General features: G+C 64.7%; 10 protein-coding genes and 1 pseudogene. 4 read left to right on the forward strand and 7 right to left on the reverse strand.

Annotated elements, in window-relative coordinates; genetic code table 11:
* Nucleotides 1-434, reverse strand: a pseudogene (locus AC630_RS28305) (bifunctional proline dehydrogenase/L-glutamate gamma-semialdehyde dehydrogenase); the annotation flags it as partial.
* 114 nt (nt 435-548) lie between these two features.
* Here AC630_RS28305 and AC630_RS28310 point away from each other — a divergent pair.
* Nucleotides 549-1,010, forward strand: coding sequence for an Lrp/AsnC ligand binding domain-containing protein (locus AC630_RS28310; protein WP_074121744.1), 462 nt, complete (start codon nt 549-551; stop codon nt 1,008-1,010).
* Nucleotides 1,011-1,180: 170 nt separating this feature from the next.
* On the opposite strand, the gene AC630_RS28315 is transcribed toward AC630_RS28310, so the two are convergent.
* The 4 genes from AC630_RS28315 to AC630_RS28335 all read right to left on the reverse strand — a co-directional run bounded on the left by AC630_RS28315 (nt 1,181) and on the right by AC630_RS28335 (nt 5,232).
* Nucleotides 1,181-1,381: a cold-shock protein gene (locus AC630_RS28315; protein WP_008563500.1), complete on the reverse strand. Its 201-nt coding sequence runs from the start codon at nt 1,379-1,381 to the stop codon at nt 1,181-1,183.
* Nucleotides 1,382-1,588: 207 nt separating this feature from the next.
* Nucleotides 1,589-1,891, reverse strand: coding sequence for a SorB family sulfite dehydrogenase c-type cytochrome subunit (gene sorB / locus AC630_RS28320; RefSeq protein WP_074121752.1), 303 nt, complete (start codon nt 1,889-1,891; stop codon nt 1,589-1,591).
* A 12-nt stretch (nt 1,892-1,903) separates the two neighbouring features.
* Entirely contained in the window at nt 1,904-3,103 is a 1,200-nt protein-coding gene (sorA, locus tag AC630_RS28325; RefSeq protein WP_074121745.1) for a SorA family sulfite dehydrogenase catalytic subunit, read from the reverse strand.
* 398 nt (nt 3,104-3,501) lie between these two features.
* Nucleotides 3,502-5,232 carry an adenylate/guanylate cyclase domain-containing protein gene (locus AC630_RS28335; RefSeq protein WP_143198385.1) on the reverse strand — a complete coding sequence of 577 codons (1,731 nt, stop codon included), beginning with the start codon at nt 5,230-5,232 and terminating at the stop codon, nt 3,502-3,504.
* A gap of 404 nt (nt 5,233-5,636) precedes the next feature.
* Here AC630_RS28335 and AC630_RS28340 point away from each other — a divergent pair, with 404 nt between their 5' ends.
* Nucleotides 5,637-7,142 (forward strand): glycosyltransferase family 39 protein, encoded by a 1,506-nt coding sequence (locus AC630_RS28340; protein ID WP_074121753.1) that lies wholly within the window; start codon nt 5,637-5,639, stop codon nt 7,140-7,142.
* Nucleotides 7,143-7,335: 193 nt separating this feature from the next.
* On the opposite strand, the gene AC630_RS28345 is transcribed toward AC630_RS28340, so the two are convergent.
* Both AC630_RS28345 and AC630_RS28350 read right to left on the reverse strand, forming a co-directional pair.
* Nucleotides 7,336-8,364, reverse strand: a complete 1,029-nt coding sequence (locus tag AC630_RS28345; RefSeq protein WP_074121748.1) for a YcjF family protein — start codon at nt 8,362-8,364, stop codon at nt 7,336-7,338.
* Nucleotides 8,361-9,830 carry a YcjX family GTP-binding protein gene (locus AC630_RS28350; protein ID WP_074121749.1) on the reverse strand — a complete coding sequence of 490 codons (1,470 nt, stop codon included), beginning with the start codon at nt 9,828-9,830 and terminating at the stop codon, nt 8,361-8,363. Before AC630_RS28350 ends, AC630_RS28345 begins: the two co-directional genes overlap by 4 nt.
* A gap of 175 nt (nt 9,831-10,005) precedes the next feature.
* Between AC630_RS28350 and trhA the strand changes: the two genes are divergently transcribed.
* The gene (gene trhA, locus AC630_RS28355; protein WP_074121750.1) at nt 10,006-10,701 is read left to right on the forward strand and encodes a PAQR family membrane homeostasis protein TrhA; all 696 of its coding nucleotides are present in this window, start codon (nt 10,006-10,008) and stop codon (nt 10,699-10,701) included.
* 41 nt (nt 10,702-10,742) lie between these two features.
* Nucleotides 10,743-11,537, forward strand: coding sequence for an SDR family oxidoreductase (locus tag AC630_RS28360; RefSeq protein WP_074121751.1), 795 nt, complete (start codon nt 10,743-10,745; stop codon nt 11,535-11,537).
* The last annotated feature ends 186 nt before the right edge of the window (nt 11,538-11,723 follow it).

Genomic DNA, 11,723 nt, shown 5'->3' on the forward strand with positions numbered 1-11,723 from the left:
TTCACCAGCCGGCCGATGGTGCCGTCGGGCGTCTCGCCGGGCTGGATCACACGCGCCGACAGGCCGAGCGCCCAGGCCGAGGCGTTGACCAGGAAGGCCGTGGACTTGGTCTCGTGGTGGATGAAGTCGCCTTCGCCGAGCTTGTCCTCGATGAACTGGTCGGCGGTGCGCGCATCGGGCACGCGCAGCAGCGCCTCGGCCAACACCATCAGCGCCAGCCCTTCCTTGGTCGAGAGCGCAAACTCTCGCAGCATGTCCTCGACCCCGCCGAGGCGGTCGTCCCGTTTCCGGATCGCCTCGATCAGCCGCGTCGCCGTGCGGTCGATCCGCGCCTCCTGCGGCGGGCTGAGATGCGCCGAGGGCAAGAGGCGCGCGGCAATCTCGGCGTCATCAGGCGCGTAAGGAGCGGTGAAGGGAGGCGGGATGTTCGGCATGGCGTGTCCAGTGGCTGAAATCCAGGATAATGCCCACATTACCGTATTTCGATAGACAAATTAGTCATTTTACCTTAGATAATGAATGGATTTGGCAAAAAACCAGCGTAAAATATGGAACTTGACCGAACCGACCGGAAAATCCTCTCGATTTTGCAGCAGGATGGGCGAATCGCCAATGTCGAGCTCGCCGAACGCATCGGGCTGTCGCCGACCTCGATCGGCGAGCGGCTGAAGCGGTTGCAGCGCGAGGGCTTCGTCGAAGGCTACGGTGCGCGGCTCAACCCGCACCGTCTCGGCCTCGGGCTTCTGGTGTTCGTCGAGGTGCTCCTCGACAAGACGACGCCCGACAATTTCGAGCGCTTTGCGCGCGCAGTGAAACTCGCGCCCGAGGTGCTGGAGTGTCACATGGTTGCAGGCGGCTTCGACTATCTTGTGAAGGCGCGGCTTGCGGACATGACCGCGTATCGTCGCTTCCTCGGCGAGACCTTGTTGTCGATGCCGGGCGTGCGCGAGACGCGAACCTATGCGGTGATGGAAGAGATCAAGCGCGACGCACCGTTGCCGGTGGACTAACGAAGTGCCGTCGCGATTGTCGTTGCTGTGGCATTGATCAAGCGGTTTTCGCGGGAAAATAGCTCTCCGTGTGCAATCGCAACGCCTGTCGTCGAATGCACTGACCGTCTTCTAAAATTTTCTTGGCCCCGCTCCCGGATCGATCCGGGAGGCCGCAAAGGCTGGCGGGCTTATACTTTGAGGTTCTCTGCGGAGGTCTTGCCCCGGTTTGCGATCTCTTCGTATTCCACCGTCTGTCCCTCGTTGAGGGTGGACAGGCCGGCTTTCTGCACTGCCGAGATATGCACGAACACATCCTTCCCGCCCGACGCAGGCTGGATAAATCCATAACCCTTCGTCGGGTTGAACCACTTGACCGTACCTTTAGCCATCACGACTTCTCCGCGGGTCTTCCTCCGAGATCTCGAACCGCCAGTCCCCGCCACCGGCCGGTTCGGTCCTAACAGGATACGCGGAATGCGGCGGGCTTGGTAGCTCAAACCACGTCGGCTTTTCGCCGAATTCCGCTCAACTTCGCGGCGTTTTTGCCGGTTTTGCCCGTTTCGCGGTCAACCGGCCCGCACGCCGCGCGCCGTCCGTCAATAAGTCGCGGCCAGATAATCGACGATCTTGCCGACATCGGCATCGTCAATCGGTGCGCCGTAGACCTTGATCATCTTGGTCACCTCGGCTTGCCAGAAGCCCTTCTTGTCCTTCATCGGCGGCTGCGTCTTGATGTAATCGGCCGAATGGCAGGCGCTGCAATTGCCCTGCACGACCTCGAGATTGGGACCGGGCTTGAAGGCGGCGACCTCGTTCGGGAGCTGGTAGTTGACGGGCGCTGCGGTCACTGAGCCGAAGCCGGCGGCAAGTGCGATCGCGAGGAGAACGGTGCGCTGCATGATCATTCTCCTTTAGGCCACGCTGACGCGAACAGTTTCGACGACGTTGCGCAAATAACCCGCCGGATTCCAGCGCGGCGTATCCGGCTGGGTTTCGCCGCCGTTGCCGGTGGCGCGGACCTTGAGGTCGTAGGAGCCCGCCGCGAGCTTCACCGGCAGCTTCCATTCGCGGAAGGAGTATTTGCCGAGATCCTTGCCGAGCTTGGCGCTCGTCCAGGTCTTGCCGCCGTCGGTGGAGACCTCGACCTCCTTGATGCCCTTGCCGCCGTCGAAGGCGATGCCGCGCAGCGTCGCGCGTCCCGCCTTCAGCTTGGCGCCGTCGGGGACGCTCGTGATGAAGGAGCGGATAGTGAAGCGGTTGATCGGGATCGTCGCCTTCGGTGCGGTGCCTGGCTCGACCGCATTGTTCGGCGTGTCCGGAATGCGGTAGGCCGACTTCATCCAGAAGCCGTCATAGACATTGTCGATGACGGTGATCTCGTTGAGGTGCTTGACCCAGTAGGTGCCGTAATAGCCGGGCACGATCAGGCGCAGCGGAAAGCCGTTGAGGAACGGCAGGTCCTCGCCGTTCATGCCATAGGCCAGCATCACCTCGCCGTCGGTGGCATGATCGAGGTCGAGCGCCTTGACGAAATCAGGTGTCTTGTCGCTGACGGGACCGTCCATGCCGTTAAATGTGACCTGCTTGGCGCCGGCCTGCACGCCAGCCATCTCCAGCACCGCCTTCAGCGGCACGCCGCGCCAGCGCGCATTGCCCATCGCGCCGTTGGCGAGTTGGCCGCCGGCGACGCGCGGCTCGAAGAAGCCGCGGCTGTTGCCGGAGCACTGGTTGACGGCGACGATCTCCGTCGCCTTCATCTTCTTGATGTCCTTGAGCGAGAGTTTGAGCGGCTTGTCGACCTTGCCCTTGACCTCCAGCGTGAACTTGTCGGGGTCGAGATTGTAGGGCAGGTCCGCGAGGTGATAGCGCACGAAGAACGCATTGTTCGGCGTGATCGGCCCATCGTTGAATACTGCGAACGGCGTCTCGAGCTGCGGTGGCCGGCTGGTCAGGCCGATCATCGGCCGCTTCTGCGGGTATTTCACCAGCGGCCGTTCGCCGTTGGCGAAGGGCAGGGTGACGGTGTCGAGTGCCAGCGCTTTCGTTGAGTTCAGTGCGGTCGCAATTGCAGCAAGGCCCGCTCCTTTGAGCAGGTCGCGTCGATCGAACATTTGGTCTCCTCCCGGAGCGTTTCGTTGGATAGCGGTCATCACCGCGATCCCGCGCCCATCTGTCGCAACGACCCCGATGAAGTCAATTCGTGCTTTCGCAGCAGGCCCATGCCGCTGCGTTGCAGCAAGCCGGTGTTACGCCGCGATGAGATGGAGTCGAGTTGTAGCCGTGGCGGACGGTGCGCTCCCTCGCCCCGCTCTTGTCCGCCGAAGCCTTGGCGAAGGCGGATGCGGGGCGCGACGAGCTTCGCTCGCGCTGAGAGGGTTGGGGTGAGGGGGAGTCTCCGCGAGGACGGTGAGAGTTAGATTCGTTGAGAGTCCCCTCACCCGGAATCCGCGCTACGCGCGAATTCCGACCTCTCCCCGCAAGCGGTCCGCAAGCGGGGAGAGGTGAAACATCAGGCCGCGACGCGCTCACTGCCCGCGACGAGGGCGGACAATTGCCTCGTGTCCGCGACGATGCGTACGGCCATCGGCTCGTCGCGGCCGCGGATCGCGACCTCCTGCTGTGGCAGCGCGCCGTCGGCAAGGCCCGCGGTGCGGCGGACTTCCTCCGAGACGATCGCCTCGCAGGCCAGCGTCTTGGTCATGTCCTGGAGGCGGGCGGCGACGTTGACGGCGTCACCGAGCGCCGTGAAGACGACATGATCGCGATAGCCGATGTCGCCGATGATGACTTCGCCGCCGTGAATGCCGATGCCGAAGCGGATCGGCTGGCGCAAATCGTGGCTCAGGAGCTCGTTGAGCTCGTCGATATGCGTGGCGATACTCGCGGCGGCCTTCAGCGCCTGCCGACAGGCGGTCTGCGGATCGGCGGTGAGCCCGAACAGCGCCAGCATGCCGTCGCCGACGAACTGATTGGGTTGGCCGCCGTGCTCGATCACGGCCTGCGACACTGCGCCAAGGAAGCGGTTGACGATGAAGACGGTGTCGAATGGCAGCCGTTTTTCGGCGAGCTGCGTCGAGCCGCGCATGTCCACGAACAGGCTGACGAGATAGCGCTCCTGGCCGATCCGGGCCGGCGTCGAGGCCTGCGCATTTCCAGTCAGCGTGTGCGGCGTGAACAACTGGAAGAAAGAGAGGTCGGACGTGGGCCGCAACTGGCAGGCCAAACGAATCGATGGATCGGTGGTGCCGACGCGGGACAGCACGAAGGCTTCGCGCTGGGACGGTTCGGGCAGATCGCCGTGATCGCCGATGATGCGGATGCGGCAGGTCGAGCAGCGGGCACGGCCGCCGCACACGCTGGCATGCGGCACATTGTGGCGCAGGCTCGCTTCCAGCACGGACAGGCCCTTGGGTACGCGCACCGTCTTGCCGTTGCCGTAGGACAGCGCGATCATGCCGCCACGCCGTTCGCGCAAGGCGCGCACGCCGCGCGCCAGCAGCGCCAGCCCGAGCAGTCCGAAATAACCGATGGTGAGGTCGCCGGTGATGCGCTCGAGCGTATCGCCTTCGGCCGCGGTGCCGAACTGTCGGGCGAGATGGTGCGTTCGCCACTCGCCGTCGTCAGCGTCCGCCGCGACGCTGCGGCCGCCCTGGTAGATGCCGAGCAGCGCCAATGTCGGGATCAGCACGGCGGCGGCGAGCAGATAGGGCGCGGCGCGCGTGAAGAACGATCTGAGCCGGAGCCAGAAATAGATCCCGATGCAGCCATGCACCCAGGCGATCACGAGCAGGGTCGTCATGGTCCAGAGCCGATTGGGCGAACCGACGAAGAATACATAGAGCTCCTGGGGATAGAGCTTCTGGTGCCCAAAGAGCGTCTGGCCGAGGCGTACACCGATGACATGCGCCATGACGAGGGCGGGGATACTCAGGCCGAGCACGAGCTGCAGCGGCTCGACCGCCTTCCAGCGGAACTGTCGGCGCTGGTACAGCGCGTAGACGCCGAGCGCCATATGCGTCAGCGCCGCCGTGTAGAACACGATCGCGACCGGCAGGAACTGCCAGAAGGCCATGTGGTAATAGATCCCGGCCTGCATGGCATCGACCGAGATGTTGCCGAGCGCATGGTTGAGGAAATGGCTGACCACATAGGAAAACAGGATGACGCCGCAGACCAGCCGCACCTGCCGCAGGCTGATGCCGCGGATGAGTTCGGATAATCGTGCAGAAGCGATGGCCATGATTCGGTCGTCTCAGTTCAAGAAGGAGATCAGCCAGCGTAGCGTTTAATTCCGGGGGCGGACAGCTTCTCCGATCACATGCGCGGCAAGCCGCCACGCAATCCGCTGTCGTCCCGGACAAGCGCGCCCTGAGCGCGCGCCGATCCGGGACCCATAACCACAGGATCGAGTTTGGCGAAGATTCGTGGTGACCAGCCTATGCCAAAACCACTCCCTTGGGTTATGGGTCCGGGGTCGCGCTTCGCTTGCCCGGGAAGACACCGGCATTTGCGGCACCGTCCCCCGCATTGACTCACCCTCCCAAGTTGGGGAAAAGCGCGGCCGTGACGACAGCTCCCGACATCACCGTGCCCTCCGGCGCCGCGCGCCGGCCCCTCGTCATCGCCGTGCTCGTCATCGCCGCGATGACGGTGCTGCGCATCGTTTACGCCTCCGCGATCGAGCTGCGGACCGACGAGGCCTATTACTGGACCTGGTCAAAGGAGGGGGCGCTGAGCTTCCTCGATCATCCTCCGGGGATCGCGTGGCTGATCCGCTTCGGCACCGCGATCTTCGGCGACACCACGCTCGGCGTCCGCTTCGGCGGCATCGTCGCGATGCTGGTCACGCAGCTCCTGCTCGCCGACATCGTCCGCCGCCTCACCCATGATGCCCGCGCCGTCATGTTCGCGGTGCTGATGCCGGAAGCCGCGCTCTACTACGGCCTGCTGATGGCCAAGGTCGCGCCTGACGTTGCCATGATCCCGTTTGCGGTGGCGATGATGTGGTCGCTGGTGAGGCTTGCGCAGAGCGGCGATGGACGCTGGTGGCTCGCTGCCGGCTTGTTCGCCGGCCTGTCGATGCTGTCGAAATTCACCGCGATCATGTTTGCACCGGCGGTGGCCGCCTTTCTGCTGGTGCCGAATTGGCGCTGGCGCTGGTTGCGCAGCCCTTATCCTTATCTCGCCGTGCTGATCGCGATCGCGGTGTTCTCGCCGGTCCTGATCTGGAACGCGCAACACGACTGGGCCTCGTTCCGGTTCCAGGGCGTGCGTGCCACCGCCAATTACGGAATCTCGCTCCGCACCATCGGCGATTACATCGGCCTGCAATTCGGCCTTGTCGGCTTCGTCATGTTGCCGGTGGTGTTGTCAGGACTCATGATGACGGCATGGCGCGGCTATCGCAAGCGCGAGCCGGTCGCGATCCTGTTGTCGACTGCGGTGCTGGTGCCGTTCTTATATTTTCTCGCGAAATCGATGACGCTCAGGGTCGGCGATACCTGGCCGATGTTCATGTGGCCGGTTGGCTTTGCCGCCGCAGCCATTAACCTCGCGATGCTGTCGCGTGAAGGCTGGTCGGCTCGGATGATCGAGTCGTCGCTGTTCTGGGCCAGGACGGCAGTCGTCTCAGGCATCGCGTTTGTCGTCATCGTGTTTTTCTATTATGTCGCCGCGCCCTGGAATTTGCTCGGCAAGATCGATCCGATCGGCGCGGAGGCCGGCTACGAGCAGGTCGCGGCGCGCGCGCAGGCTGCGCTGGACGAGACCGGCGCGACCTGGATCGCGACCAACGACTATCGCACCTACGCCATGATGCGCTGGCTGTTCAGAGGCCGCGTGCCTGTGATCGAGATCAACGAGCGCGGCCGCTTCCAGGATTTTCGCGATCCCGGCATGGACCGGATCAAGGGACACGCCGGCATCTATGTCGGGCGTGAGCCGGACAATCGGTCAACGCTGTGGGACAATATCCCCGCCAAGCGCGAGCCACTCGGCCAAGTCGAACGACGCTGGCGCGGCCTCGTGATCGACACCTACGCGCTGGACAAGCTCACCGGCTGGACGCCAGAGCTCTCGCCGCCGAAGGACTCGCCGCTGTTTCAGTGGCGCGTGCTGGCGGGGAAATTCGAGAGGCGTGTGCTCGCCTAGCTAGGCAAGTTTCTTCCTTCTCCCTTCGTGGGAGAAGGTGGCGCGAAGCGCCGGATGAGGGGTCTGTCTCCGCAAACTCAAATAAGCATTGGACTCGTGGAGACACACCCCTCACCGGTCTCGCCGCTTCGCGGCGAGCCACCCTCTCCCACAAGGGGAGAGGGTGAAGGGGCAGCGCGGCGTGAGAAGAGCACTACTCCTCGTCGTCCTTCTTCCGCAGCAGATCCATCGCCAGGTCTGTCAGCTTCGGCTGCGGTAGCGCCGCAAACGGCAGCGGCCTCGTCACGTCGATCGCGGCCAGGCCCAGCCGCGCCGTCAGCAGTCCGTTGAGCATGCCTTCTCCCAGCCGTTGCGACAGCTTGGCCGCGATGCCATGGCCGAGCATCTGCTGCACGAGGCTATCGCTCGCGGCCATGCCGCCGGTGATGGCGAGATGGGCGATGACGTGACGGAGCAGGCGGATCATGCCGAGCGCGCCGGGGCGGCCGCCGTAGAGATGCGCGAGCTGGCGGATCAGGCGGAGCGAGGCGACGAACACGAACATCACGTCGATCAGCGCGCGCGGCGAGACCGCCGTCACGATCGAGACGCGTTGCGCGGCCGACGACACCAGCCGCCGGGCCTCCGCATCCAGCGGCGACATCAATTCGCGCTCGGCGAGCCGGATCATGTCGGCGCCGTCGATGATCTCGCCGGCATGGCTTTCGAGCGTGGCGCGGGCGCGCGCGAGCTGTGGGTTCTGGTGCGCGATCTTGAGCAGGTCCTGCACGATGACACGGCTCTCCTTGCGGTCGTCGCTGGCAAGGACGGCGGCTGCGCGCTGATGCAGCTTCTCGATCGTCGCAAGGCGCGCCAGCCCGAACGCCTCGCGCCCGATCACCACGGCGAGCGCAAGTGCGGTGACGAAGGCGAGGGCGAGGCCAACGAAGCCGAGGCTTTCGCTGTGCGCGAAGAGATCCTCGATCAGATGGACGACGCCGAGCCCGACGCCGAGCAGCGTCAGCCCGGCGACGCCCGACCAGAACAGCGTGCCCCAGGGAAAGCGGCGCCGTGCCGGGAGGGCCGGTTCAATCGGCACCGGCAGCGTCAGCGGATCAGGCTCGGGCGTGATCTGGATGGTGGCGCGGCCGAGCCGGCTCGTCTCGTCGGCTTCCGTGACGACGACGCCGGGATCGTCGAGCCGGAACGTCGCCGGGCGCCGATGCTGGGATCGGTCGTTCATAGCAGCTTGTCTCCGATCAGGAACTGCAACGCACGGTCGAGGCGGATGTGAGGCAGCGCGGGCTCTTCAGTGCCCTCGCGCTCGAGCTTTGGCGGGCGGAAGCGCAGGAAGCGGAAATCGCTCTTCCCGGCCGCCGCGGTCGACAGTCCGCGAAACGCATCGGCGCCGTTGAACAGCGACTCGGGATCCAGCGGCAGGTCGCCCGGAAAGGTCGCGACCTCGATGTTGCCGTCGAAGAACTCGCCGCCGGCGCTTTCGCCCGCGGTGGGCGTTCCCAGGATCGACGGCAATTTGTCGCGGCCATGCGCGACCTGCGCTTCGCGCGTGGCGCGGACGGCGGCGAGCGCCACCACATCGATCTCCGCGCCGGTATCTTCCGCGCGGGCCGCGGCGCGGGCGACCGCGCGGCGCAGCACGGCCTCGAGCCGATCGTGGCTGGAATGATGCAGATGGTCCGCTTTGGTCGCCGCGAACAGGATGCGGTCGATGCGCGGGCGGAACAGGCTGGAGAGGAAGGTGCTGCGGCCGATGCGGAAGCAATCGAGGATGCCGGCGAGCGCGGCTTCGAGATCGTGCAGCGCTTCGGGTCCCGAGTTGAACGCGGCAAGCGCATCCGCCAGCACAATTTGGCGGTCGAGCCGGGCAAAATGGTCGCGGAAGAATGGCCGCACCACGACGTCCTTGTAGGCCTCATAGCGGCGAACCATCATCGCCCATAGCGAGCCGTCCGGCGCCTGCCCGTCTGCGGGCACGTCGAGCGGCGCAAAGGTCAGCGCCGGCGTGTCGGCGAGATTGCCGGGCATCAGGAAGCGGCCGGGCGGCAAGAGGCTCATTGCAAAGCGCTCGTCGCGGCAGGCGCGCAAATAGGCGGTGAAGAGCTTTGCCGCCGTGAGCGTCACCTGCTCGTCCTCGCGTGCCTCGGGCTTGAGCGCTGCGAGATGCGCGTGCCAGTCAGCCGCAAGATGCGCGCGCGGTGCCTCGCGCGAGAGTGCCAGGCTTTCGGCGGACCATTGCTCGTAGCTCTTCTGGAGCAGCGGCAGGTCGAGCAGCCATTCGCCGGGATAATCGACGATGTCGAGCGTCAGGGTGCGGTCGGCGCCGTTCTGGCGCTGATAGTCGATGACGAGGCGCAGCTCGCTGATGTCCACGGTCGAATTCGGCCAGCGCCGCTCCTCGACCAGCGCACGCAGATGGTTCTCATAGGCAAAGCGCGGCACGGCGTCGTCCGGCTGCGGCGCCAGATGCGCCCGCGCGATCCGGCCCGAAGCATAGGCCTCGAACACCGGAAACCGGCCGCCGCGCGTCAGCCCGTGGATCAACGCCGTGATGAACACCGTCTTGCCGGCCCGCGACAGGCCTGTGACCCCTAATCGTACCGTCGGGTTGAAGAAGTGCTCGCCATAGTCGATCAGCGCCCGGGCCGACAGGCGCGCCTCCTCGACCATATCCTGGAAACTGAATGCCATATGAACGTGAGGGGGCTCGGGCAGGGGATACGCAAAATGGACTAATCACAAAAGTGGCAACTACCTGACGAAAATCAAGCTTCATACTTCCACCGCGTTTCTCGGTGAATCAGCCGCTTGAACGTCGCGCCGATCGCGAAAGACCCATACGAGAGTGCATCGCCTCCGGATTGCCATGACCGTCTTCCGACTGAAACAGCTTGCGTCCACCTCCGTCCACGCCGCAGCCGACGTGATCGGCTGGGACTACGACCGCGCCGAGCTGATCGCCGATTGCGTCGTCCACGCGATCGGCGTGCTCTGCGGTATCATCGCCGCGACGGTTCTGGTGGTGCTGACGGCGGTCTATGCGACTGCGACCGACATCGTCGGCGTCTCGATCTATGTCGCGGGCCTGCTCTCGATGCTGGTGCTGTCGGCGACCTATAATCTCTGGCCGGTCTCGCGGGCCAAATGGCTGCTGCGCCGGCTTGACCATTCGGCGATCTACCTGCTGATCGCGGCGACCTACACGCCGTTCATCCTGGAGGTGAAGGACAGCGTGTTCGCACTGGTGCTGCTTGTCGGCGTCTGGTGCGTCGCGATCCTCGGCATCGTGCTGAAGCTCTGCTGTCCCGGCCGGTTCGACCGCGTTTCGGTCGGCATCTACCTCGCGATGGGCTGGAGCGGTGTCATGCTCTACGACTCCGTGGTCAAGGCGCTGCCCGCTCTGACACTGGGTCTCGTGCTTGCGGGCGGCCTGCTCTACAGCTTTGGCGTGATCTTTCATGCCTGGCGGCGCCTGCGTTTCCAGAATGCGATCTGGCACGGCTTTGTCTTGGCCGGCGCGGCGTGCCATTATACCGCGGTGCTCGACCTCGTGTTGAGCTGAGCAAGACCAATACCCGGTATAAGATAAAGAGGAGACGTCGCATGCAGGTGACCGGCAAGGTCGTGGTCGTCACGGGCGGCGCAAACGGCATCGGCAAGGCGCTATGCGATGCCTTTCACAAGGCCGGCGCGGCCAAGGTCGTCGTCGCGGACATGGATGCTGCCAATGCAAGGGCGGTCGCCGCCATGGTTGATGGCGCCGCCTTCAGATGCGACGTCGCGCAGGAAAAGGAGATCGCGCACGTCATCGAGGAGACCGAGCGGCAGTTCGGCCCGATCGACCTGTTCTGTTCCAATGCCGGCATCGGTGGCGGCTTCGATCCCATGTCGGTCAATGCCGGCGGGGCGTCGGACGAGCCCTGGCAGCGGAGCTGGGCGATCCACGTCATGGCCCACGTCTATGCGGCGCGGCATCTCGTGCCACGCATGAAGGCGCGCGGCGGCGGGTATTTCCTCAATACGATCTCGGCCGCGGGCTTGCTGTCGCAAGTCGGCAGCCCCGCTTATTCCACGACCAAGCATGCCGCGGTGGGCTTTGCCGAAAACCTCGCGATCTCGCACAAGGCCCACAACATCAAGGTCTCGATCCTCTGTCCGCAGGGTGTCGACACCAACATGCTGCGCTCGATCCCGAAGGGGCCGCAATCCGTCGACGGCGACCTCACGCCCGAGCAGGTCGCGAAAGACGTTCTTGCCGGCCTCGAGCAGGAGACGTTCCTGATCCTGCCGCACCCCCAGGTGCTCGGCTACATGCGCAAGAAGACCGAGAACTACGACCGCTGGATCGGCGGCATGGCCAAGATCCAGGCCAAGATGCGGGAAGAGTTTGGGAAGTAGATCTCGTAGCCCGGATGGAGCGAAGCGTAATCCGGGACAGTCTTGCCGTGGCGCGCAAGGCCCCGGATTGCGCTGCGCTCCATCCGGGCTTCTGTAACGGGCCTGAGTTAGTCAATCCCTTTTTGCGTCATCCACTCGCCGGGAACCTGCTTCTGTACGGGATCGGCGCTGTGGCCGTCGCCTGAT

This window comes from Bradyrhizobium sp. AS23.2, assembly GCF_001908185.1.
GTDB lineage: Bacteria > Pseudomonadota > Alphaproteobacteria > Rhizobiales > Xanthobacteraceae > Bradyrhizobium.